The organism is Streptomyces sp. NBC_01515 (assembly GCF_045040345.1).
In the GTDB taxonomy this organism is placed as follows: domain Bacteria; phylum Actinomycetota; class Actinomycetes; order Streptomycetales; family Streptomycetaceae; genus Streptomyces.
The window spans coordinates 8,624,395-8,647,620 of the sequence record NZ_CP109416.1; the positions used below are offsets into that span (position 1 = coordinate 8,624,395).

18 protein-coding genes are annotated in these 23,226 nt (G+C 72.1%); 13 read left to right on the top strand and 5 right to left on the bottom strand.

Going from position 1 to position 23,226, the window contains the following annotated elements:
* Positions 1–33: 33 nt before the first annotated feature.
* Together OG407_RS38645 and cyc2 are read left to right on the top strand one after the other, a co-directional pair.
* Positions 34–888: an LLM class flavin-dependent oxidoreductase gene (locus tag OG407_RS38645; protein WP_405864493.1), complete on the top strand. Its 855-nt coding sequence runs from the start codon at positions 34–36 to the stop codon at positions 886–888.
* Positions 889–1,023: 135 nt separating this feature from the next.
* Positions 1,024–3,177 (top strand): germacradienol/geosmin synthase Cyc2, encoded by a 2,154-nt coding sequence (gene cyc2, locus OG407_RS38650; RefSeq protein WP_405864495.1) that lies wholly within the window; start codon positions 1,024–1,026, stop codon positions 3,175–3,177.
* A gap of 7 nt (positions 3,178–3,184) precedes the next feature.
* Here the strand turns inward: cyc2 and OG407_RS38655 are convergent, their stop codons facing one another.
* On the bottom strand, positions 3,185–3,388 hold the full coding sequence (locus tag OG407_RS38655) for a hypothetical protein (RefSeq protein WP_405864497.1): 204 nt from the start codon (positions 3,386–3,388) through the stop codon (positions 3,185–3,187).
* Positions 3,389–3,546: 158 nt separating this feature from the next.
* On the opposite strand from OG407_RS38655, the gene OG407_RS38660 reads away from it, so the two are divergent.
* The 3 genes from OG407_RS38660 (at position 3,547) to OG407_RS38670 (ending at position 6,412) form a co-directional block, all read left to right on the top strand.
* Positions 3,547–4,125, top strand: coding sequence for a PDZ domain-containing protein (locus tag OG407_RS38660; RefSeq protein WP_405864499.1), 579 nt, complete (start codon positions 3,547–3,549; stop codon positions 4,123–4,125).
* Between the two features lie 175 nt (positions 4,126–4,300).
* Positions 4,301–5,428 (top strand): M24 family metallopeptidase, encoded by a 1,128-nt coding sequence (locus tag OG407_RS38665; RefSeq protein WP_405864501.1) that lies wholly within the window; start codon positions 4,301–4,303, stop codon positions 5,426–5,428.
* A gap of 45 nt (positions 5,429–5,473) precedes the next feature.
* On the top strand, positions 5,474–6,412 hold the full coding sequence (locus OG407_RS38670; RefSeq protein WP_405864503.1) for a phosphotransferase family protein: 939 nt from the start codon (positions 5,474–5,476) through the stop codon (positions 6,410–6,412).
* 82 nt (positions 6,413–6,494) lie between these two features.
* On the opposite strand, the gene treZ is transcribed toward OG407_RS38670, so the two are convergent.
* On the bottom strand, positions 6,495–8,243 hold the full coding sequence (gene treZ / locus OG407_RS38675; protein ID WP_405864505.1) for a malto-oligosyltrehalose trehalohydrolase: 1,749 nt from the start codon (positions 8,241–8,243) through the stop codon (positions 6,495–6,497).
* A 173-nt stretch (positions 8,244–8,416) separates the two neighbouring features.
* Between treZ and OG407_RS38680 the strand changes: the two genes are divergently transcribed.
* From OG407_RS38680 to OG407_RS38690, 3 genes are all read left to right on the top strand, one after another.
* A complete protein-coding gene (locus OG407_RS38680) occupies positions 8,417–8,968 on the top strand; it encodes an FHA domain-containing protein (RefSeq protein ID WP_405864507.1) in 552 nt (183 codons plus the stop codon).
* Positions 8,969–9,204: 236 nt separating this feature from the next.
* On the top strand, positions 9,205–10,644 hold the full coding sequence (locus OG407_RS38685) for a M14 family zinc carboxypeptidase (RefSeq protein ID WP_405864509.1): 1,440 nt from the start codon (positions 9,205–9,207) through the stop codon (positions 10,642–10,644).
* Positions 10,641–11,075, top strand: a complete 435-nt coding sequence (locus OG407_RS38690; RefSeq protein WP_405864511.1) for an SSI family serine proteinase inhibitor — start codon at positions 10,641–10,643, stop codon at positions 11,073–11,075. The genes OG407_RS38685 and OG407_RS38690 overlap by 4 nt, the downstream gene beginning before the upstream one ends.
* 22 nt (positions 11,076–11,097) lie before the next feature.
* Here OG407_RS38690 and OG407_RS38695 read toward each other — a convergent pair whose 3' ends face one another.
* On the bottom strand, positions 11,098–12,390 hold the full coding sequence (locus tag OG407_RS38695) for a M14 family zinc carboxypeptidase (RefSeq protein WP_405864513.1): 1,293 nt from the start codon (positions 12,388–12,390) through the stop codon (positions 11,098–11,100).
* A 511-nt stretch (positions 12,391–12,901) separates the two neighbouring features.
* Between OG407_RS38695 and OG407_RS38700 the strand changes: the two genes are divergently transcribed.
* Entirely contained in the window at positions 12,902–13,996 is a 1,095-nt protein-coding gene (locus tag OG407_RS38700; protein WP_405864515.1) for a cytochrome P450, read from the top strand.
* Here OG407_RS38700 and treY read toward each other — a convergent pair.
* A complete protein-coding gene (gene treY, locus OG407_RS38705; protein WP_405864517.1) occupies positions 13,993–16,350 on the bottom strand; it encodes a malto-oligosyltrehalose synthase in 2,358 nt (785 codons plus the stop codon). The two genes, OG407_RS38700 and treY, sit on opposite strands and share 4 nt — an antisense overlap.
* 101 nt (positions 16,351–16,451) lie before the next feature.
* Entirely contained in the window at positions 16,452–18,569 is a 2,118-nt protein-coding gene (gene glgX / locus OG407_RS38710; protein ID WP_405864519.1) for a glycogen debranching protein GlgX, read from the bottom strand.
* A 197-nt stretch (positions 18,570–18,766) separates the two neighbouring features.
* Here glgX and OG407_RS38715 point away from each other — a divergent pair, with 197 nt between their 5' ends.
* From OG407_RS38715 to OG407_RS38730, 4 genes are all read left to right on the top strand, one after another.
* Positions 18,767–19,573 carry a Tat pathway signal sequence domain protein gene (locus OG407_RS38715; protein WP_403584874.1) on the top strand — a complete coding sequence of 269 codons (807 nt, stop codon included), beginning with the start codon at positions 18,767–18,769 and terminating at the stop codon, positions 19,571–19,573.
* Between the two features lie 73 nt (positions 19,574–19,646).
* Complete coding sequence (locus OG407_RS38720) at positions 19,647–20,963, top strand: copper amine oxidase (protein ID WP_405864521.1); 1,317 nt, start codon at positions 19,647–19,649, stop codon at positions 20,961–20,963.
* A 104-nt stretch (positions 20,964–21,067) separates the two neighbouring features.
* Complete coding sequence (locus OG407_RS38725) at positions 21,068–22,309, top strand: SAV2148 family HEPN domain-containing protein (RefSeq protein WP_405864523.1); 1,242 nt, start codon at positions 21,068–21,070, stop codon at positions 22,307–22,309.
* Between the two features lie 142 nt (positions 22,310–22,451).
* Positions 22,452–23,174 (top strand): 3'-5' exonuclease, encoded by a 723-nt coding sequence (locus tag OG407_RS38730; RefSeq protein ID WP_405864525.1) that lies wholly within the window; start codon positions 22,452–22,454, stop codon positions 23,172–23,174.
* The last annotated feature ends 52 nt before the right edge of the window (positions 23,175–23,226 follow it).

A 23,226-nucleotide genomic window follows, 5' to 3' on the forward strand; every position in this document is an offset into this window, starting at 1 on the left:
GACGTGGCGTCGCACGAGGGGAGTACGACCGAGATGCGTATCGGAGTGGCACCGCACCGGCTGTGGCCCGACGGGGAGGGGGAGTTGGACGAGGTCCTCCAAACCGCCGTCAGGGCGGAGGAGTTGGGCCTCGACCATGTCTTCGCGAACGGTCACGCGGTGGCCGGTGACCTGGGCGTGACCCCGGACCCGCTGGTCCTGCTGGCCGCGATCGCCGGGGCGACCCGACGGATCGGGCTGGTCACCAGCATCCTGGTCCTGCCGCTGTACAACACGCTCGTCCTGGCCCACCAGACCGCCACCCTCGACCGGCTCTCCGGAGGACGATTCACGCTCGGCGTCGGTACGGGCTGGGACGCCGAGGAGTTCGCGGCCGTAGGCGTCCCGTTCGCGGGCCGGGGCCACCGCATGGACGAACAGCTCGCCGCCGTACGGCAGTTGTGGCGCGGCGAGGGTTCGCCACGGCTCGGGGTGCTGCCGCGCACCGAGGGCGGTCCGCCGGTGTGGATCGGCGGACAGGGCGACGCGGCACTGCGCCGGGCCCTGCGGTTCGGCGACGCGTGGCACGGCTCCGGGGTCGACGCGGAGGCGCTCACCGGAGTGCGGGCGCGGCTCGACGTGCTCGGCGGTGAAGTGGGCCGCGACCCGGGCACGTTGGAGCTGACGGCGGGTCTGTTCCTGGTGCCGCCCGGGTTCACCCCCGCGGTGAAGGTGCCGGGCCGGCCGCTGGGCGGGGAGGACGCGAGTGCCGAGAGCGTCCGGGACGAACTGGGCCGGCTGTCCGACGCCGGGCTCGTCTCCGCGTCCCTGTGGCTGCCCGTGGCCACGGAGGCGCTGCCGGACGCGCTCGCCTGGGTCGGCGAGGAACTCGTTCCGCGCTTTCCCTAGACGGTGGAGGGAGTGCGGGGGAGCGAACGTCACAGGACGCGGGGAAAACGCATGGGTTCGCCGCTGATTCACGCGATGGTGTGATCATGTCCCCCGCCCGGGATGGCCGTTGAGGGGCGCGGGTAGGGCCCGGCCATGACCCAGCCGTTCGAACTCCCGCACTTCTACATGCCGTATCCCGCGCGCCTCAATCCGCATCTGGACGAGGCCCGCGCCCACTCCTCCACGTGGGCCCGCGAGATGGGCATGCTGGAGGGCTCCGGGATCTGGGAGCAGGCCGACCTCGACGCGCACGACTACGGCCTGCTCTGCGCCTACACCCACCCCGACTGCGACGGGCCCGACCTGTCGCTGATCACCGACTGGTACGTGTGGGTGTTCTTCTTCGACGACCACTTCCTGGAGACCTTCAAGCGCAGCCAGGACCGCGCGGGCGGCAAGGCCTACCTGGACCGGCTGCCGCTGTTCATGCCGCTCGACCTCTCGACTCCCGTACCGGAGCCGGAGAATCCGGTCGAGGCGGGGCTCGCCGACCTGTGGGCGCGCACCGTGCCCTCGATGTCCGTCGAGTGGCGCCGCCGCTTCGCCGTCTCCACCGAACATCTGCTCAACGAGTCCCTGTGGGAGCTGTCCAACATCAACGAGGGGCGGGTCGCCAACCCCGTCGAGTACATCGAGATGCGCCGCAAGGTGGGCGGCGCGCCCTGGTCCGCGGGCCTGGTGGAGTACGCGACCTCCGAAGTGCCCGCGTCCGTCGCCGAGGAGCGGCCGCTGCGAGTGCTGATGGAGACCTTCTCCGACGGCGTCCACCTGCGCAACGACCTCTTCTCCTACCAGCGGGAGGTCGAGGACGAGGGCGAGCTGAGCAACGGCGTGCTCGTCCTGGAGACCTTCTTCGGCTGCACCACCCAGGAGGCCGCCGACACCGTCAACGACGTGCTGACCTCCCGGCTCCACCAGTTCGAGCACACCGCGTTCACCGAGGTGCCCGCCGTGGCCCTGGAGAAAGGTCTCACTCCGGACGAGGTCGCGGCCGTCGCCGCCTACGCCCAGGGCCTCCAGGACTGGCAGTCCGGCGGCCATGAATGGCACCTGCGCTCCAGCCGCTACATGAACGAAGGCGCCCTCGACAACTCGTCGCTGAACGGACCGACCGGCATCGGCACCTCCGCCGCCGACATCGGCGCCCTGCTCGCCGCGGCCGGCGCCGAACGGCTGCGCGCCTACACGCACGTCCCCTTCCAGAAGGTCGGCCCCTCCCAACTCCCCGACTTCTACATGCCGTTCGAGGTCGAGCTGAGCCCGCACCTGGACGGCGCCCGCCTCCGCCTCGTCGACTGGGCACACGCGATGGGCATCCTGGAGGAGGGCGTCTGGGACGAGGAGAAACTCGCCGCCGCCGACCTCCCGCTCTGCTCCGCGGGCATCGACCCGGACGCCACCGAGGCGGCCCTCGACCTCAGCTCCCGCTGGCTCGCCTGGGGGACCTACGGTGACGACTACTACCCCCTCGTCTACGGCATCCGTGGCGACCTCGCCGCCGCCCGCGTCACCACGGCCCGCCTCTCGGACTGCATGCCCATCGAGGGACCGGCGGTCATCGTGCCGGTCAACGGCATGGAACGCGGGCTCATCGACCTGTGGGCCCTCACCACCGCCGAGATGCCCCTGGGCGACCGGCGCACCCTGAAGACCGCGATCAACACGATGACCGAGAGCTGGGTCTGGGAGCTGGCCAACCAGATCCAGCACCGCGTCCCCGACCCGATCGACTACCTGGAGATGCGCCGCGCCACCTTCGGCTCCGACCTCACCCTCAGCATGTGCCGCATGGGCCACGGCCCGAAGGTCCCGCCCGAGGTCTACCGCACCGGCCCCGTCCGCGCCCTGGAGAACGCGGCCATCGACTACGCCTGCCTCCTCAACGACGTCTTCTCCTACCAGAAGGAGATCGAGTACGAGGGCGAGGTCCACAACGCGATCCTCGTCGTGCAGAACTTCTTCGGCATCGACTACCCGACCGCACTCGGCGTCGTCCACGACCTGATGACGCAGCGCATGCACCAGTTCGAGCATGTCGCCGAGAACGAACTGCCCATCGTCTACGACGACTTCGACCTCTCGGACGAGGCACGCGAGATCATGCGGGGCTATGTGACCGACCTCCAGCACTGGATGGCGGGCATCCTGAACTGGCACCGCGAGGTCGACCGCTACAAGTCCGCGTACCTGGCGAGCCGTTCCCACGGCTTCGTCCCGGACCGGGTACCGGCGCTGCCCTACAGCTGACAGCCCCTCAACCGAGATCCCTGAGGTCCTCGACCCGCCTCGCCGCGTATCCCGTCGGCGGGGCGGCGAGGATCTCCCGCAGGGCCGCCAACGTCCTGTCTGCCCGCGCGAGTTGACCCGCCCCGCGCTCCGGGCGGGCCCGCGTCAGCCGCGCCGGGACGCGGTCCCATGCCGTGTCCTGGAGAGCGGCGTAGAGGTGCTGGGCTCGCAATGCCTGCCGGCGATCGCCCAGTTGCTCGAAGTCGTGCGCGAGCGAGGACGGGACAGGGGAGATGCGATCGCTTCCACTCCTGACCCTCGGTCAGTCTCACTCGTTCGTGGCACGTCGCGCGCCGGTGCGCCGGGTAGAGCATCTGCCGGAGGCGATCCATGGAACAGACTGCGTTGCGTCCCAAGCCGATGCCCGGTCAGGAACCCGGCGACGGCACCAAGCCCGGCCCCACCCGGCGCCCGCACGCCGCGCGGCGTCGCGGCCGACGGCTCATGACCCTGCTGTCCGGCCTGTTCGTCGGGACCGTCCTGGTGCTGTCGGGGGTCGGGCTCGGCACGGTCGGCGCCACGGTGATCGGCCTGAGCAAACTCGCCGAGACGCAGCGCCAGGCGGCCGGGCAACCGGCGCCGGCGACCCGTCCCACCGGCCGGCCCGCGCCCTCCGCGAGCCCGTCGCCGTCGTCCGCCTCCGCCGCCGCGTCACTCGGCGTGGAGGCCGTGGACGCCGAGAAGGCGGGCGCCCTGATCGTCGGCGTCCACATGCCCGGGCCCGGTTACACGGCCGGCCTGATCCGCGGCGACGTCCTGCTCACGTTCGGCGGCACCCGGGTCGACTCGGCGGCCGACCTCGCGCGCGCGGTCGCGCGTGCCCACCCCGGGGACGAGGTCACGATCACGGTGCGGCACCACAGCGGAGGCTTCCAGCAGTTCACCGTGGTCCCCGGGTACGTCGTCTGACACCACATCGTGCGTCCCCTTGGAAGCGGCCTACGACGTGACGCCGATCGTCGGCCGGGACAGCCCCGAAGGCGATGCCCGGGCCGGGGAAGTCCCGCCGATCGGCTCGCGTGGCCCCCCGGGTCCGGGCAGGATGCTGACCGTAGCCCCGTTCCGTCCGTCCTCGGAGGCCTGAATGACCGGTAGCCCGCCCGCGCCCTTCACCGCCGCCGACTACCGGGCCCGCATGGACCGCGCCGCGCACGCCGCCGCCGACGCCGGTCTCGCGGGGCTCCTGGTCGCTCCGGGACCGGACCTGGTGTGGCTCACCGGCTACGCGCCCACCGCGATCACCGAACGGCTCACCGTCCTCGTCCTGGCCCCCGGCCGCTCCCCGGTCCTCGTCGTGCCCACCCTGGAGGCCCCCGACGCGGCCAAGGCGCCCGGCGCCGACGCCCTCACCCTGCGCGACTGGACCGACGGCAAGGACCCCTACGCCGCCACCGCCGCGCTCCTCGACGCGACGGGCCGCTTCGGCATCAGCGACAACGCCTGGTCCATGCACCTGCTGGGCCTCCAGAAGACGCTGCCCGACACCACCTACGCCTCCCTCACCGACGCCCTGCCGATGCTGCGCGCGGTGAAGGACGCGGCGGAACTGGACCTCATGGCGGCCGCCGGAGCAGCCGCCGACGCGGCGTACGAGGAGATCCGGAAGGTTCCCTTCGCCGGCCGCCGCGAGTCCGACGTCGGCGCCGATCTCGCCGATCTGCTCCGGCAGTTCGGGCACTCCCAGGTCGACTTCACGATCGTCGCCTCGGGCCCCAACGGAGCCAACCCGCACCACGAGGTCGGCGACCGTGTCATCCAGCAGGGCGACATGATCGTCCTCGACTTCGGCGGCCTCAAGGACGGCTACGGCTCCGACACCTCGCGCACGGTCCACGTCGGCGAACCCAGTGACGAGGAACAGCGCGTCCACGACCTCGTCCGCGAGGCCCAGGAGGCCGGTTTCCGCGCGGTGCGCCCCGGAGTCGCCTGCCAGGAGGTCGACCGCGCCGCCCGCGCGGTCATCGACGACGCCGGATACGGCCCCTACTTCATCCACCGCACCGGCCACGGCATCGGCGTCACCACGCACGAGCCGCCGTACATGATCGAGGGCGAGGAACAGCCCCTCGTGCCCGGGATGTGCTTCTCCGTGGAGCCCGGCGTCTATCTGCCCGGCCGCTTCGGGGTGCGCATCGAGGACATCGTCACGGTGACCGAGCACGGTGGCCGCCGGCTCAACAACACGGACCGCGAGCTGGCCCTGGTGGACTGACGACGACCAGGAGCCCCCGACACCCCGAACGGCGACGGCGCGACCATGACCCAGGCACCGACACCCACCGCGGACACCGTCCGCCAACTGGTCCGTTCCCTGCTCAAGGACGGTACGGCCGACGGTGCCGGACCCGAGATCGGGCCCGTCGCCGAGGGCGGTGAGCACGCCACCTGGTGGGTCGGCTCCCGCCATGTCCTGCGCCTCGCCCCGAACCGTGCGGCCACCGTGCGGCAACGCCGTGAACTGCGCCTGCGCGACCTCGTACGGCCGTATCTCCCCGTCGCGGTTCCGACGAGCGTGGCGCACGGCGAGTGGGCGCCCGGGCTCACCTACACGCTCGACACCAAGGTGCCCGGCTGTTCCGGCGAGGACCAGGACGTCTCCGCCGTGGGCGAGGCCGACCTGGCGGGGCTGCTCACCGGGCTGCGCGAGGTGCCCGTCCGGCAGGCCGAGTCGCTCGGCATCCCGCGCACCGCACCGCGCTCCCTGGAGGCACTGCGCGGCGCCGCCGGGCAGGCCGCCGAACGCCTCGCCGCCGCCGACGAGTTCGAGGCCGCACGCCTCCACCAGCTCACCCAGCCCGGCGCGATCCAGCTCGCCGCCCAGCCCGGCACCGCGGTCCTCGTCCACCACGACCTCAAGGGCGAACACCTCGTGGTGAGCACCGACGGCCGGGTGCGCGGCGTCCTGGACTGGACCGACGCGACCCTCGGCGACCCCGCCGAGGACATCGCAGGGCTCGCCCTGGCGGTCGGCTCGCCCGCCGCCGTACGCGCCGCGACCCTCGCCGGCTACGGCGCCCGCCCCTGCCTGCGCGGCCTCTGGCTCGCCCGCTGCGACACCGTCGTCCGCCTCGCCGACCAGCTCAAGGGCCGCGACGCCGGTCCCGTCCCGCTCCTCAGGACCCAGCTACGACGCACCTGGGAGGCGATCCTGCTGGAGCGGGTGACGGAACTACGGGACGGGGAGGGGGAGTTGTAGCACGTAAACGCTCGCGCAAGCGTTTACGCACACGATTGCGCAAGCGTTTACGTCGGCCGTCCGCAAGCGATTGCGCAAGCGTTTACGCCTGCGCCAGCACCACGCACGACTCCCCGGGCAGCCGCAGCAACCCGTCCGCCCCCGGCGCCTCCACCGGCTCCCACGCCGCCAGGATCTCCGCGGGACGCGTGCCCAGGGGGATCGCGGCCGGTTCCTTGCCGAGGTTCACGGCGACGCGTACGTCCCCGCGGCGCAGGGCGAGCCAGCGGGCGTCCTCGTCGTAGGCCACCTTCGTGTCGGTGAGGTCGGGATCGGTGAGGTCGGGCTGTTCGTGCCGGAGGGCGATGAGCCGGCGGTACCAGGCCAGCACGCGCGCGTGGGGCTCGTTCTCCGGCTCCGACCAGTCGAGGCAGGAGCGGTCGCGGGTCGCCGGGTCCTGCGGGTCCGGTACGTCCTCCGCGGCCCAGCCGTGCGACGTGAACTCCCGCCGCCTGCCCTGCCGTACGGCCTCCGCGAGGTCCGGGTCGGTGTGGTCGGTGAAGAACTGCCAGGGCGTGCCCGCCGCCCACTCCTCGCCCATGAACAGCATCGGCGTGAAGGGCCCGGTCAGGGTCAGCGCGGCGGCGCAGGCCAGCAGCCCGGGGGAGAGGGAGGCCGAGAGGCGGTCCCCCTGGGCGCGGTTGCCGACCTGGTCGTGGGTCTGGCTGTAGCCGAGGAGGCGGTGCGCGGCCACGCGCGTGCGGTCGAGGCGGCGGCCGTGGTGCCGGTCCCGGAAGCTCGAATAGGTGCCGTCGTGGAAGAAGCCGTGGGTCAGCGTCTTGGCGATCGCCGCGAGCGGGGCCCGCGCGAAGTCCGCGTAGTAGCCCTGCGACTCACCGGTCACCGCGGTGTGCAGGGCGTGGTGGAAGTCGTCGTTCCACTGCGCGTGCAGCCCGAAGCCGCCCTCCGCGCGGGAGGTGACCACACGCGGGTCGTTCAGGTCGGACTCGGCGACCAGGAACAGCGGCCGGCCCGTCTCGGCCGCCAACGTGTCGACGGCGGCCGACAGTTCCTCCAGGAAGTGGCACGCGCGCGTGTCCTGCAGCGCGTGCACCGCGTCCAGCCGCAGCCCGTCGATCCGGTACTCGCGCAGCCACGCCAGCGCGCTGCCCAGGAGGAACGCGCGCACCTCGTCCGAGCCGGGCGCGTCCAGGTTCACGGCACTGCCCCAGGGGGTCTGGTGCGTGTCCGTGAAGTAGGGGCCGAACGCGGGCAGGTAGTTCCCGGACGGGCCGAGGTGGTTGTGCACCACGTCGAGCACGACACCCAGGCCCAGTCCGTGGGCCCGGTCGACGAACCGCTTGAGCCCCTCGGGGCCGCCGTAGGGCTCGTGCACGGCCCACAGGGAGACGCCCTCGTAGCCCCAGCCGTTGCGGCCGGGGAACGGGCACAGGGGCATCAACTCGACGTGGGTGACGCCCAGTTCGACGAGATGGCCGAGCCGGTCGGCCGCCGCGTCCAGGGTGCCCTCGGGCGTGTACGTGCCGACGTGCAGCTCGTAGAGCACCGCGCCCGGCAGCGGGCGCCCCGGCCACGCGGCGGCACGCCACGCGTAGCGCTCGTGGTCGACGACCGCGCTCAGCCCGTCCGGGCCGTCCGGCTGCCGGCGTGAGCGCGGGTCGGGCAGCGGCGGGCCGTCGTCCACCGCGAACCCGTACCGCGTGCCGTCCTCCGCCTCCGCCTCGCCGCTCCACCACCCCACGCGCTCGGGATCGCGCTCCAACGCGCGCGTGGCGCCCTCGCGATGGAGCGTCACACGGTCTGCCTCTGGTGCCCACACCTCGAACTGCACGGACGGTTCCCCTTCGTCTGCTCACCGGGATGTAGCCCGTCCATCGTGCTTCAAACGAGATCAATCCGCTTTTGAATCCATCCCTTTGGCGCAGGTGTCGTCATCTTCACGCGCGTGCGTGCCGTTTCCGCGTCTTCTGGACACCCGGGGTTCACTGCCCGACAATCACGAGCGTGACGTCGTCCTTCGAGTTCCACACGTACCCCGCGCGGATCTCCGACGCGGAGCGCGACAAGGCGCTGAAGGTTCTCCATGACGGCGTCGCCATGGGGCGGTTGTCCCACGACACGTTCATCCGGCGCATGGAGCTGGCGCTCGCCGCCCGCCGGTCCGAGGACCTGGTGCCGCTCACCGCCGACCTGCCCACCGAAAGCCGCCTCTCCCGCGCGCTGTTCGGCACCGTGGAGGCCGTCTCCGGCTTCACCGTACGACTCCGGAGGGCCTGGCAGGCCGAGCGGCTCCCCAAGCTGCTGCTGCCCCACCCGGGCAACGGCCATCCGCTGCGCATCGGCCGCGACCCCGCCAACGGGCTGCGCCTGACGCACGAGACGGTGTCCCGGGTGCACGCCGAACTCAGCCGCCAGGGCGGCATGTGGGTCCTGCGCGACCTCGGTTCGACCAACGGCACGACGGTCAACGGCCGACGGGTGATCGGCGCGGCCGTCGTCCGCGAGGGCGACCAGATCGGCTTCGGCCGGATGGTGTTCCGGCTCGCCGTCACCTGAGCCGCGCACGGTCCGGACGCGGCCCGACCACCGCGCGACCATACCCCGACCTCACCTCTGGCCTGGGCTTTACCCGATGTGGCGACCATGGACGTACGTCAAATCCCTTTCCGTACGGCGGTGTTGACGTACCCCTCGCGCCGTGACTGACTGTGCGTACACCATGCACATCAGGTGAACCGACGGCACCACATTCGTGGAGGTGTGCCCTGCCGCCACTCCTCCGCTACCCGTCCGTGGACGAGTTGGCCGCCCAGGCCGCCGCGCTCGTCGCCCGCCGCCCCCAGGACGCCCGGCTGCGCCGCGTCGGGACCTCCCGCGCCGGTACGCCCCTGTGGCTGCTCTCCGTGGGCCACGGCAGCCGTCAGGCCCTCGTGGTCGCCGGACCGCACGCCAACGAGCCCGTGGGCGGCGCGACGGTGCTGCGGCTGGCCGAACGGGTCCTCGCCGACCCCCGGTTGAGCGAGGGCGCCGACGCCACCTGGAACCTGCTGCTGTGCCTCGACCCCGACGGCTCGCGCCGCAACGAGGGCTGGCTCCCCGGTCCGTACAGCCTCGGCCGGTACTTCCGGAACTTCTTCCGCCCCGGCTTCCTGGAACAGCCCGAGTGGCTGCCGGACGGCGCGGCCGGGGCCCGACTGCCGGAAACGCGCGCCCTGTTGGAGATCCAGGACGAACTGAGGCCCTTCCTCCAGTGCTCCCTGCACGGCGTCGACGTGGGCGGCGGCTTCGTGGAGCTGACCCACGACCTCCCGGGCCTCGCCCGCCGCGTCGCCCACACCGCGGCCCGCCTCGGCATCCCGCGCGAACTCGGCCCCTACGACACCCTGTACTGGCCGAGCCTCGGCCCCGCCGTCTACCGCATCCCGCCACCGCGCCCGGGCGACCTCGCCGCCGCCATCACCGAGGCCGCCGTCGAGTCCACCTGGTACCACCCGCACCGGCACGGCACGATCACGGCGGTCGTGGAGGCCCCGATGTGGGGCGTGGCCGGCGTCGAGAACGGCGCACCGCCCGCCGACGCGGACGCGTTCCTCCGCACCGTGAGCCACACCCTGCGCCACGACAGCCGCATCCTGGAACAACTCCTCGCGCGGATACGGCCGTTCGTGCAGGGCGGTACCGAGACGGGGACGGGCGTCGGGCTGCGGGACGCCTGGCCGCGGCCCGCCGCCGACCCGATCGGCACGCGCGCGCGGGACACCACCGACCCGCGCCCCCGCACCCTCGTCGTGTCCGACGTGGCGCGGCTGCTCGCCCCGGTCGACGACTATTTACTGGTGATCCCCGGGCTCGCCGACGCGTGGGATCCCGATGTCGACACCGGCGCCGCCCGCCCGCTGCCACCGCTCAACACCGCCCACCTGGCCGCCCTGCGCATCGCGGGACGGCGGCTGGCGCTGCGGACGGCGGGGCTGCTGTACCAGCTCGTGATCGTCTCCGGGCGCGATCAGGCCGGTGTGCTGCCGGAGCTGGACCGGCTGATCGACGAGTGGTGCGCCGACTACCGCGACGGCTGCGGGGCACGCTGGATCCCGGTCGCGCGCCAGGTCGAGTACCAGTCGCGCGTGGTGCTCAGCGCGTTCGAACTGGCCCTGCGGCACACGCCCGTGCGCTCCCGTTCGGGTGAGCCGGGCTGGGGTACGGAGACCGCGGTGCCGATGCACCGGGAATGACCCGCACCGTCAAGACCTTCACAGCGTCCCTTCTCCGGAGTGCCCTGCTTCCGGCGGCACTTGTGCTCCTCGCCGCCGGACAGGCACCGGCCCAGGCGTCCGCTCCCCGCCACGGCATCCAGGGCGACTGGCTCTACCTCACCGTCACCCGGGGCGACAGCCGGTCCAGTGACACGCGCGGGACATTGCTGCTGTGCGACCCGCCCCAGGGGCACGCCCACGCGGCCGAGGCCTGTGCCCAACTGGGCGCCGCGGACGGCGACATCGACGCCGTCCCGGCCAGGAGCGTGTTCTGCCCGATGATCTACGCCCCGGTGACCGCCCACGCGCGCGGGGAGTGGAAGGGGCGCCAGGTCGACTACAGGAAGACGTTCTCGAATGCGTGCGTCCTGGCCGCGCGCACCGGAGAGGTCTTCGCGCTGGACAGCTGAGGTGTGCTCGGGGCGGCCGGCGTCAGGCCGAACGCTGGGCACGCGCGCGGGGTACGTCTCCGAATCCGCCCGCCTGCACGCGCGCGTGCAGCGCCGCCGCCACGACCGTGCGGGACTGGTGCTCGACCTGGTGCTCCAGGGGCACCCAGCGGGCCCGGAAGCGTTCCGCGAAGGCGTCGCTCCAGGACGCCACGAGGTGTTCGAGCAGGGGCGCCGCACGGTCGTCCCGCTCCCGCAGGACCCGCAGCAGCATCGCCGCGGCCCGCAACGGCAACCGGCGCCCGAACGCGTCCACGCTGCCGACGTACGCCATCGTCGTGTCGGCCGGCGGCGTGTGCATCCAGTCCGCGGCGAGACCGGGCACCAGCTCCAGGGCCCACTTCGCGGCCCGCAGCAGCGGAGTGTCGACGCCCTGGAGGCGCGGCAGCGCGTCGGCGAGGACCCACTCCACCTCCCGCGTGTCCCGCAGCAGCCGGCGCGCCAGCCGCCGTATCGCCGCCGCCGGGGCGGGATGCGGTGCCGGGTCGTCCACCAGGTCGCTGGCCCACATCGGCACCTCCACGACCGCGGTCAGACCGCCGTAGCGGTGCGCGTGGTACCAGGTGCTGTGCCGGGCGTCGTCCGGCATGCTCGGGTACGCCACGTCCGATCCGGGCGCCGGCATCACATGCACCCCGGGCCCCGAAGCGGGCCAGCCCGCCGCGTCCGAGGCGCCCGTCTCCACCGGGATGCGCAACTCGGCCGCCGACTTGGCGAACGGCTCGGCCAGCCCCGGTATGTCCTTCGTCAGCTGCACCCAGCTGCCGCCCAGATCGGTCCCGTGCAGGGTCACCTGGAGGTAGGGCCGCAGCTCGTCGATCACCCGGATCAACGCCCGTGTCTCGGGCGGCAGTCGATCGGGCGGCAGCACGGAGGGCGACCACTCCGGCTGCTCGGGCCCGGCCGGACGGTAGAAGCCCAGGTGGTAGTCGAGCAGACTGCGCGGCGCCGGCGTGACATGCAGACTCGCCCCGTCCGGGTCCGCGCACAGCAGGAAGTGCCAGGAGGTGTCCGACCTCAACTCCCTTTCCCTTATGACCCGTTCGGCCAGGGCGAGGAGAGTGGAGCCGCCGGTCGGCTCGTTGGCGTGGGCGCCCGCGACCACCAGCACGGCGCGGTGGGCGTGCCCCACGGACAGCAGCTGGAGTGGTCTGCCCGCGCGGGAGACACCCACCTGCCTCAGGGCGCACAGGCCCGGCCGATGCGCGGCCAACGCCCTTGCGGACGAGACCAGTTCGGTCACACTGGGGTATCGCAACTCCGGCAGGAGACTCACCCCCGACTAGTCAGCCCCGGCTTCGCAACCGCAGTACTTCACGGGCTCTGGGAAGTGTCAAGAAGAGCGCGGGGGAGGCTACCGGGGGCGCCCAGGCGCATTTACCGGCAGCCGGTAGAGGCGTTGGTGCCAGCAGGGGGCCGGGGTTCTCCAGGGGGTCTCCCGGGCATCGGCCCGCACTCCCGGTGACATCCCCATCGGGCACACGCGCGTACCCCCGCACCGGGAGCACCGACGACGCCGTTCGTCCCCGCACGCCCGCCGCCCGGCCCGCACCCCGGGTCCGTACGCGGGTACGAGCCGGTGGCCGAGACCGTCCTACGGCGTGCGGCCGGTCCGCGTACGCCGTAGGACCACGGCATGCCTGCTTCACCCGTACGGCCCTACGAGGGCTGCGTCCCGCGCGGGACGGTGGTCGGCTGGAGGCATCCGCGTGTGCGCACGGCGCGGACGACCGGCCGCGCGCCCTCCACGGCGCGGGGCGGAGCGACGACCACGGGAGCGGACGGCGGTGCTGTGTCTCACGGACGTGCTCGTCACGCGGACCGCGGGCACCCCGGCCCGTCCACCGGGACCGCCGAGCCTGCGGACGGCCGTACGGGACCCGTATCCGCTCTACCGCACCCTCCGCACGCACTACCCCCTGGTGTACGACGAGCCCTTCGGCGCCTGGCTCGTCAGCCGCTACGACGACGTCCGCGCCGCGCTCGCCGACCCGCGGCTCGTCGCCCTGCCCGGCGACGGGCCGGCCGAAGCGGGCCGGCTCCTCGACCGGGCGCTGCGCGGGCCCGCCCTGGCCGCCCTGACCGCCGCCGTCGAACGCGGCGCCCATGTCCTCGCCCGCCGGCTGGCCGCGCGTGAAGAGGCCGACCTGGTGGCCGAGTTCTGCGACTGGCTGCCCACCGCGACGGTCGTGGCCGCGCTCGGCCTGCCGTACGAGGAGACCGCGCGCGTGCACCGCTGGTGCCGCAAGGGGCTCGGCCCCTCCGGGGGCGCGCGTTCCGAACTGGGCGTCTTCCTAAGGCCGTTGCTGGCCCGGCGCCGCGCCCACCCGGGTGGTGACCTGCTGTCCGTGCTGTGCTCCGCGCGAACTGACGAGACCGTCACGGAACTGGTGGGCGCGCTGCTCGCCGCGGCCGGTGAGACCACCGCGCGGGCGCTCGCGTCGTTCCTCGCCAACCTCCTTGACCATCCGGGCCAGTTGGAGGTGCTCCGCGCCCGTCCCGGGCTCATGGCCGGTGCCTGGGCGGAGTCCCTGCGCCGCGATCCGCCGCTGCACGTCGTGCTGCGCAGGGCCGCCGAACCCGTCGGCGCGATCCCCGCCGGGGCCACCGTCGCCTGCCTCCTCGGCGCCGCCGGCCGTGACCCGGAACGCTTCACCGACCCCGACCGCTACGATGCCTTCCGCCCCGGCCCCGGCCCGCTCGCCCACGGCACCGGGCGCCCCACCTCCTCCGAAGCCCTCCTCGCCCGTCTCACGGCCGAACACGGTCTACGAGCACTCCTGACCGCCCTGCCGGGCCTCCGCCGCGCAGAGGGGGCCCGGACGGCGCCTGAGGACCTGGTCCGGCGCTCACCAAAGATCCTCAGGGTCCACACCCGCTAGTGGCTCTCGCCCACCCGCTCCAACAGCACCACCGGCAACTCCCCGAAAACGTCCTCCACGCGTGCGTGCCCCGTGAACTCCCGCTCCGGAGCCAGCACATCGGCCCAGCGGCCCGGCGGCAGCGGCAGCACCGTGTCGCGCCAGCCGCCCGCCTCCGTGAGCCGCGCCGACAGCCGGGTCACCGCCGTGATGACGGCCTCCGAGCGCGCGAACGCCACGCAGTGCGCCGCGGCCGATCCCTCCGCCGTCAGCGGGGCGTACGTCGCCGCGTCCCCGAAGACCTCGGGGCGACGGGCGCGCAGCCGTAGCGCGGCGGCCGTGAGCGCGCCCTTGTCGCCGGGGTGCGGGGGCGGGAACGGTACGGGGCGCCGGTTGTCCGGATCGACCAGGGCCCGGTACTCGGACTCCGTGCCCTGGTAGAGGTCCGGTACGCCGGGCATCGTCAGCTGGACCAGGGCGGCGCCCAGCATGTTGGCCCGGATGTGCGGCTCCAGTGCCGTGCGCAACGCGGCCACGTGCTCGCCGGGCGCCCCGCACGGGCCCGCCGCGACGAACGCCGCCACCGCCTCCTCGTACGGCGGCTCCTGCTCCGTCCAGCTCGTGTACAGGCCCGCCTCGCGCACATGCTTCAGCAGGGCCTCCTGGACGCGCTCCGCGTCCGCCGGGCCGAGCCCGAACACCGTCTGCCAGGCCGCCCACGCAAGTTGCGCGTCCGGCACGCCCTCCCCGGTACGGGTCACCTCGGCCAGCACGTCCGCCCAGCGCTCCGGCACCTCGGTGAGCACGGCCAGCGCGGCCCGTACGTCGGCACTGCGCTTGGTGTCGTGGGTCGACAGGACGGTGCCCATGGCGGGCCAGTCGCGCTGCACGCGCGCGCAGTACGCGTGGAAGTCCTCCGGGGACACGGCCGGACTTCCCGGGTTCCCGCCCACCTCGGTCGCCGACAGCAGCGGCACGTAGCGGTAGAACGCCGTGTCCTCGACAGACTTGGCCCGCAACGCGGACGACGTCTGCGCGAACCGGGTCCGGAACTCCACCTGTTCGGGCCCGTCCCCGTACCGCCCCAGCAGCAGCTCCCGTACGACGTCGACGGCGCCCGCCTCCTCCGGGACGACGAACGCCTGCCGGGCCTCGGCCGCCGCCTCCTCGGTGACGACGGCGGCGGTGTCGCCCGAGGTGTACGGCCGGTACACCTCCAGGCGGACCAGGAGCTCCAGCAGCGCGGTCCGCAGCGCCCAGGGGGCACGGTCGCGCAGCGCCGGGTCCGGGGACGTGGCGCACAGCCGGGCCGCGACCCGGGTCAGCCGGTCCATCTCGGCGACCAGCTCGTGCGTGAGCACCTTGTAGGCCGCCCGCCGTACCGTCGCCTCCCACTGCCCGCCCCGGTCCGTCTGCGGGGCCGCGAACCTCCGGTACTGGCCCAGGAGTTCACCGGCGCCCGCCGGGTCCGTGAACAGGCCGTCGACCTGCCGGAGGGCGTCGTAGCCGGTGGTGCCCGCGACGGGCCAGGACGCCGGCAGGCGCTCACCGTCCGCGAGGATCTTCTCGACCACCGTCCAGCGGCCCCCGGTCGCCTCGTGCAGCCGCGCGAGGTAGTCGTCGGGGTCGGCGAGGCCGTCGGGGTGGTCGACGCGCAGGCCGTCGACGACGCCCTCGCGCAGCAGCTGAAGCATCTTGGCGTGGGTGGCGTCGAAGACCTCCGGGTCCTCGACGCGCACCCCGATCAGCTCCGAGATGCTGAAGAAACGCCGGTAGTTGAGTTCGGTGCGGGCCAGCCGCCACCACACGGGGCGGTACCACTGCGCGTCCAGGAGCCGCGGCAGCGGCAGTTCCGCGGTGCCCTCACGCAGCGGGAAGACGTGGTCGTAGTAGCGCAGGACGTCACCGTCGACCTCCAGATGCCCCAGCTCCGCGCCGACCGGACCGCCCAGCACCGGCAGCAGCACCTGCCCGCCCTGGGCCTCCCAGTCGATGTCGAACCAGCGCGCGTACGGCGACTTGGGGCCCTCCCGGAGGACCTCCCACAGGGCGTGGTTGTGGCGCGGGGCCATGGCCATGTGGTTCGGGACGATGTCGACGACGAGCCCGAGACCGTGCTCCCGCGCGGTGCGCGCTAGGGCCCGCAGGCCGTCCTCGCCGCCGAGTTCGCCCCGCACGCGCGCGTGGTCGACGACGTCGTAGCCGTGCGTCGAACCCGGCACCGACTCCAGGACGGGGGACAGGTGCAGGTGCGAGACGCCGAGCGACGCCAGGTACGGCACGGCCGACGCCGCCGCCGCGAACGGGAACTCGGGCTGCAGCTGCAGCCGGTAGGTGGCCGTGGGCACTGCCGGGTCGGGTCGCTCAGGTGTCATGCAGACCTACGTACCCGCCCGGCCGTCTTTCGTGTCATCGACTCCCGCATCCGGTCCGCTGATCGGCCGACCGCGCGTCCGGCCGGCCGACCGTGCTCCTCCTAGGTGGGCCGTTGCAGCACCGTCATGCTGCGGTCCACCAGGGTCAGCCGGTCCCCGGCCTTCACCTTCGCGCCCGTGCCCGCCGGCACCCCCTCCGGGCGGCCCGTGTCCACGATCACCTCCCACTGGCGGCCGTGATTGACCGGGACGACGAATTCCAGCGTCTCCGGAGAGGCGTTGAACATCATCAGGAAGGAGTCGTCGGCGATCCGCTCCCCGCGCTGACCCGGCTCCGAGATGGCGTTGCCGTTCAGGAACACCGACAGCGCGGACGCCTGCGCCGAGTCCCAGTCCCGCTGGGTCATCTCCTTGCCCTCCGGAGTGAACCAGGCGATGTCCGACAGCTCGTCGTGGGTGCCCTCCACGGGCCGCCCGTGGAAGAAGCGTCGGCGCCGGAACACGGGATGCTCCTTGCGCAGCCACACCAACGCGCGCGTGAAGGCCAGCAACTCCGACGAATCGGCGTCGCCCTCGGGCCACTTCACCCAGGCCAGCTCGCTGTCCTGGCAGTACGCGTTGTTGTTGCCCTTCTGGGTGCGCGCGAACTCATCCCCGTGGCTGACCATCGGCACACCCTGGGACAGCATCAGCGTGGCGACGAAGTTGCGCTTCTGCCGCGCGCGCAGCTCCAGGACGGCCGCGTCGTCGGTGTCGCCCTCGGCCCCGCAGTTCCAGGACCGGTTGTGGCTCTCGCCGTCCCGGTTGTCCTCGCCGTTGGCCTCGTTGTACTTGTCGTTGTACGACACCAGGTCGTTCAGGGTGAACCCGTCGTGGCAGGTCACGAAGTTGATGGAGGCCAGGGGGCGACGGCCGTCGTCCTGGTAGAGGTCGGACGAGCCGGTCAGCCGGGACGCGAACTCCGCGAGCGCGCGCCCCTCGCCCCGCCACATGTCCCGCACGGTGTCGCGGTACTTGCCGTTCCACTCGGTCCACAGGGGTGGGAAGTTGCCCACCTGGTAGCCGCCCTCGCCGACGTCCCAGGGCTCCGCGATCAGCTTCACCTGGGAGACCACCGGGTCCTGCTGCACGAGGTCGAAGAACGACGACAGCCGGTCCACCTCGTGGAACTGCCGTGCCAGGGTGGCCGCGAGGTCGAAGCGGAAGCCGTCGACGTGCATCTCGGTGACCCAGTAGCGCAGCGAGTCCATGATCAGCTGGAGCACGTGCGGGGACCGCATGAGGAGCGAGTTGCCCGTCCCCGTGGTGTCCATGTAGTAGCGGGGGTCCTCCGCCAGCCGGTAGTAGGAGGGGTTGTCGAGGCCCCTGAAGGACAGCGTCGGCCCCAGGTGGTTGCCCTCGGCGGTGTGGTTGTAGACGACGTCCAGGATGACCTCGATACCGGCCTCGTGCAGCGCCCGTACCGCCGACTTGAACTCCAGGACCTGCTGGCCGCGGTCGCCCCAGGAGGCGTACGCGTTGTGCGGGGCGAAGAAACCGATCGTGTTGTAGCCCCAGTAGTTGTTCAGCCCCATGTCGACCAGCCGGTGGTCGTTCACGAACTGGTGCACCGGCATCAACTCCAGGGCGGTCACCCCCAGCTCGACCAGGTGCTCGATGACCGCCGGATGCGCGAGCGCCGCGTACGTGCCGCGCAGCTCCTCCGGCAGCCCCGGGTGCTGCATCGTCAGGCCCTTGACGTGGGCCTCGTAGAGCACCGTCTCGTGGTAGCCGTGCCGGGGCAGCCGGTCGTCGCCCCAGTCGAAGTACGGGTTGACCACGACCGACGTCATGGTGTGCGGCGCCGAGTCCAGGTCGTTGCGCTTGTCGGGCGCGTCGAAGTGGTAGCCGTACACCTCCTCGCCCCAGGCGATCGATCCGCTGACCGCCTTCGCGTACGGGTCGAGCAGCAGCTTCGCGGAGTTGCACCGCTGGCCGCGCTCGGGGGCGTACGGGCCGTGCGCGCGGAAGCCGTAGCGCTGTCCGGGCATGATGCCGGGCACGTACGCGTGCCGCACGAACGCGTCGCTCTCGCGGAGTTCCACCGCCGTCTCCGAGCCGTCGTCGTGCAGCAGACACAGCTCTACTCGGTCCGCGGCCTCCGTGAAGACCGCGAAGTTGGTGCCGGCGCCGTCGTACGTGGCACCGAGTGGATACGCCTCTCCAGGCCAGACCTGCATGGTCACGACTCTTTCAGCCGGGCCCCGCCACCGGGGCGCCTTGGCCATGAGTCTCCCCGAAAGTGAGGGAACCACCTATGACTTACGTCCCTCTTACCAAATGACCAGTGGATACGACGTATGCCGTATCCCGAAGCGAGCGCGACAGACACCGCTCCCAACGGTCCGGGGAGGACCCAGGGGGAGTAGGGGGAAATGTGCGAAGGACAGTGCACCGCCACCTGGGCAAAGTGGTGGCGGGTACGGCCATAGCGGTGGCCGGGACCGCCGTGATGGTCGCCGTCACCCTGCCGGGCACGGCGGGGGCCGACGAGTCGGGCGGCACCGGCAAGGCGGCCGGATCCGCCCAGCAGGCGGCGGACGGGCAGGGCGCGGCACCCGGAGTGGTGCAACAGGCCCCCGCCGAGGGCGAGAAGGGCACGGGCCGCGACCCGCTCACCGACGACGAGACCCAGCGCGTCGAGCGGATCGCGGTGAACCAGCAGTTCCTCAACTCCAGCGAGAACGTGGACGGGAAGCGCGGACCGCAGCGCCTCGACGTGCAACTCGCGGACCCCGAGACGAGCGAGCTGGACAACCCGAACGCGCCGCGCCGCGCGGACGTGACGTTCTACGACTACAAGGACGACACGGTCGTCACCAAGACCGTCAACCTCGACACCGGCAAGGTCGAACAGACCGGCACCCAGCACGGAGTGCAGCCGCCGGCGAGCCACGCCGAGAACGTCGAGGCGGCCGAACTGCTCCTCGCCAGCCCGCAGGGCGCGGGCCTGAAGGCCGACTACAAGGACGCCACCGGCAACGAACTCACCTCGCCCGACCAGCTGTTGCTGATGGCCATGGTCTACAAGGCCACTCCGGGACGGCAGTCCGGAGACCTCGACCAGTGCGGCGAGCACCGCTGCGTACGGCTGTTCCCGAAGGTCAAGAACGGGCCGTGGATCGACGCCCGTGACTTCGTCATCGACCTGAGCGCCCGCAAGGTCGGCAAGCTCACCGGCTGAACCGACCGCGCAGACAGCGCAGTTCCTCGTCCACTGTCCTAACTTGCTTCTCCTGTAAGGGAGTCACTTCTTCATGCGCGTCAACAGAATCAGCCGTGCCCGCAGGCGGGGGGCCGTCGGGCTCGCCCTCGCCACCCTGGCCGCCGGTGCCACGGCCGGCGCGGGACCGGCCGTCGCCCAGCCGAAGACCGCCCCGGCCGCCGCCGCACCCGGCTGCAGCGCCGCCTACACCATCGAGCAGAAGCTCTCCACCGGCACCACCTGGCGGATGTGCTGGCACTACGAGCGCGAGGCCGGCCTCGTCCTGGAGAACATCTCCTACCAGCCGCCCGGCCAGGCCACCCCCATCAAGGTGCTCGCCGACGCGAAGCTCGCCCAGATCCACGTCCCGTACGACGACGGCAAGAACGAGTACAGCGACCTCACCCAGTACGGCTTCGGCACCGGCCTGATGAACATGCAGCCCGGCGAATGTCCCGGCGGCACCATCAAGACCGTCAAGGTCCCCGACGCCATCGACCCGGCCCACCCGAACGTCAAGGGCCTCTGCACGACGACCCGTTCGCGCGGTCACGCCTTCCGCATGCAGGGCGACAGCGCCAACAAGGTCTTCCAGACCCAGGGCAAGGACTTCCTCGTCTACACGGTCAACCAGGTCGGCTGGTACGAGTACATCACCGAGTGGCGCTTCCAGGACGACGGCACCATCAACATGAACGTCGGTGCCACCGGCAGCCTTTCGCCCTACGACTACGACGCGGGCGACGGCCGCGGCTGGCCGCTCGGCAAGGGCGCCACGGCGTACGCGACGAGCCACCAGCACGACGTCTTCTGGAAGTTGGACTTCGCCCTCGACGGCTCCTCCAAGGGCCGCGTCGAGCAGTACGACTCCAAGGTCACCACGCACGGCGCCAACACCCCCACCAACAAGACCACGTTGACCAAGGTCACCAAGGAACTCGCGGGCGACGCCAAGAACATGCGCTGGTGGCGCATCGTGAGCGCGACCGGCAAGAACAAGGACAACCACGCCCGGTCCTACGAGATAGTCCCCGGCCCCACCACCAAGTACCCGGGCCGCAGCTTCACCACGCACGACGTGTACTTCACCGAGTACAACAAGTGCGAGCAGTTCGCCAGCGACAACCTGCCCAACTGCGGTGCTGGGCACCCGAAGCAGGTCGACAAGTGGGTCAACGGACAGACCCTCACCCACCCCGTGGTCTGGGTGAACGTCGGCTTCCACCACATCGCCCGCGACGAGGACCAGCAGCCGATGCCGGTCCACTGGCAGGGATTCTCCATCGCCCCGCGTGACGTCACCGCTATGAATCCGCTCACTCCGGCCGCCCTCGCCAACCAGAACGGCAATGTGCTCGGCGGAAGTTGAGAAATGACCCTGTCCATCCGGCTGCACCGCCGACCGGTCCCGGAGTACCCTTCCTTGATCGTTGAGACTGGGGAGAGCTCGGGGGAGCGGAAGGCGGTGCACGGGTGGGCTCGGGAGGGCTGGAGTTGCCCCCTGGTGACGAGGGTCACGAGGGGAACTCCGCAGAAGTCCCGCCCGGCGCGGTGTCCCTGGCACGTCCGATGGACGCGGCTGGTTCCATCGGTCCGGAGCTGGACTGGGACGCCGACGCCTGGCGCGAGGTGCGTACGCGCGCCCAGCGAGCCGGCCGCGCCTACATCTGGCTGAACCTGGTCGAACAGCGGCTGCGCGCCGTCGTGGCCGCCGTGCTGCGGCCCATCTACGAACCCGTCCACGGCGACGAGTGGGTGGTCGCCGCGGCCGGTCCGGCCGGCCAGGAGTGGGTGCAGCGCGCGGTCGCCGTACGCGAAGTCAGCCGCCGCAAGGGCTACTTGCTCGACCCGGCCGACGACAACGTCATCAGCTTCCTGACGCTGCCGCAGCTCCGCGAGCTGATGGTGCAGCACTGGCCGTGCTTCGAGCCGTACTTCGACGAGCGCCGGGACGTCGAACTCGCCCTGGACGAGCTGGAAGTGACCCGCAACGTCGTCTCCCGCAACCGCGCCCTGTCCGAGGCCGTCCTCAACCAGGCCGAGCGGGCCTCCGCGAAACTCCTGGAGACCCTCGGCGCCGGCAGCGACGTGCCCTCGGCGCGCCGGCTGCCTGTCGACGCGGTCGAGGAACTCATCGGCGACCGGTTCGCGGACGTGGTCGCCGTCCACCCCGACCGGGTGCGGCTGATGCGGCAGTTCCCGGCCGAGGACATCTTCGGCGGGGCCCGCCGGGTCGACGCCATCGGCATCGGCCTCAACCTGCTCGTGCAGAACTTCTCCGGCCGCCGACTGGTCCGCCTCGCCGAGTCGGGCTGCCGGACGCGGCTGCTGTTCCTCAACCCCGCCTCCAGCGCGGTGAAGCGGCGCGAGCGTGAACTCGGCATCAAGCGGGGCGAGTTGAGTCGCGCCGTCGAGATGAACATCCTGCACATGCGGCGGGTGCGGTCCCGGCTGCGTGACCCGGCCGCCTTCGAGATCCAGGTCTTCGACGAGACGCCCCGCTTCACGGCGTACCTTGTCGACGGCGACGGCACGGACGGCATAGCCGTCGTGCAGTCCTATCTGCGCCGCAGCCGCGGCATGGAGGCGCCGGTGCTGGTGCTGCGGAACGGCAGCCGACTGGTCAAGTCGGACGAAATGGATGACAGCGCACTTTTCCCCATCTACCGCGATGAGTTCGAGCAGATGTGGGCGGATTCGCGACCGGTGTCCTGACCTGTCCCACGACCGGGGCCGGGATCGGGATCGGGAATGGGGTCCACTCCGGCGGTAAGCGGAACGCGGTCATCGGATTGTCAGTGGCGCATGCGATCGTGGAGACCACTGGGGGAAAGCACCACCGAGAAGGGGGGCCGTCATGGCCTGGCACCAGGAGCTGCTCATCGGCTTCGACCTGGAGACGACGGGGACGGAGCCGCGCGAGGCGCGCATCGTCACGGGCGCGGTCATCGAGGTCAGGGGCGGACGGCCGATAGGCCGCCGGGAGTGGCTGGCCGATCCGGGCGTGGAGATCCCGGCGGACGCCGTCGCCGTGCACGGCATCACGAACGAACGGGCCGCCGCCGAGGGCCGCCCCGCCGACCAGGTCGCCGAGTCGATCGCGGACGTCCTCGTGACGTACTGGAAGACGGGCGTCCCCGTCGTCGCCTACAACGCGGCCTTCGACCTGACCCTGCTCTCCGCCGAGCTGCGCCGGCACGGACTGCCTTCCCTGCGCGACCGGTTGGGCGGCACCGACCCCGCCCCGGTCATCGACCCGTACACGATCGACCGCTCCGTCGACCGCTACCGCCGCGGCAAGCGCAACCTCGAAGCGGTCTGCCAGGAGTACGGCGTGGTCCTCGACGCCGCGCACGACGCCTCGGCGGACGCCCTCGCCGCCGCCCGCCTGGCCGGCGCGATAGCCGACCGCCACCCCAAGGTCGCCGCCCTCGGCCCCGCCGAGCTGCACCGCAGCCAGATCGAGTGGTACGCGGAATGGGCCGCCGACTTCCAGAGCTTCCTACGCCGCAAGGGCGACCAGACCGCGGTAATCGACAGCACGTGGCCACTGCGCGAACTGGAGGACGAGACGGTCTGACCCGGCGGCTCGGGCAGCGCCCCGAAAGGGGCGCGGGGCTGTGTCGATTTGC

Coding starts and splice junctions, on each gene's coding strand:
- OG407_RS38690 (WP_405864511.1), top strand. CDS start 10,641: ATGACCCGCACCGTCAAGACCTTCACAGCGTCCCTTCTCCGGAGTGCC.
- OG407_RS38660 (WP_405864499.1), top strand. CDS start 3,547: ATGGAACAGACTGCGTTGCGTCCCAAGCCGATGCCCGGTCAGGAACCC.
- treY (WP_405864517.1), bottom strand. CDS start 16,350: ATGACACCTGAGCGACCCGACCCGGCAGTGCCCACGGCCACCTACCGG.
- glgX (WP_405864519.1), bottom strand. CDS start 18,569: ATGCAGGTCTGGCCTGGAGAGGCGTATCCACTCGGTGCCACGTACGAC.
- OG407_RS38730 (WP_405864525.1), top strand. CDS start 22,452: ATGGCCTGGCACCAGGAGCTGCTCATCGGCTTCGACCTGGAGACGACG.
- OG407_RS38665 (WP_405864501.1), top strand. CDS start 4,301: ATGACCGGTAGCCCGCCCGCGCCCTTCACCGCCGCCGACTACCGGGCC.
- cyc2 (WP_405864495.1), top strand. CDS start 1,024: ATGACCCAGCCGTTCGAACTCCCGCACTTCTACATGCCGTATCCCGCG.
- OG407_RS38720 (WP_405864521.1), top strand. CDS start 19,647: ATGCGCGTCAACAGAATCAGCCGTGCCCGCAGGCGGGGGGCCGTCGGG.
- OG407_RS38645 (WP_405864493.1), top strand. CDS start 34: ATGCGTATCGGAGTGGCACCGCACCGGCTGTGGCCCGACGGGGAGGGG.
- OG407_RS38670 (WP_405864503.1), top strand. CDS start 5,474: ATGACCCAGGCACCGACACCCACCGCGGACACCGTCCGCCAACTGGTC.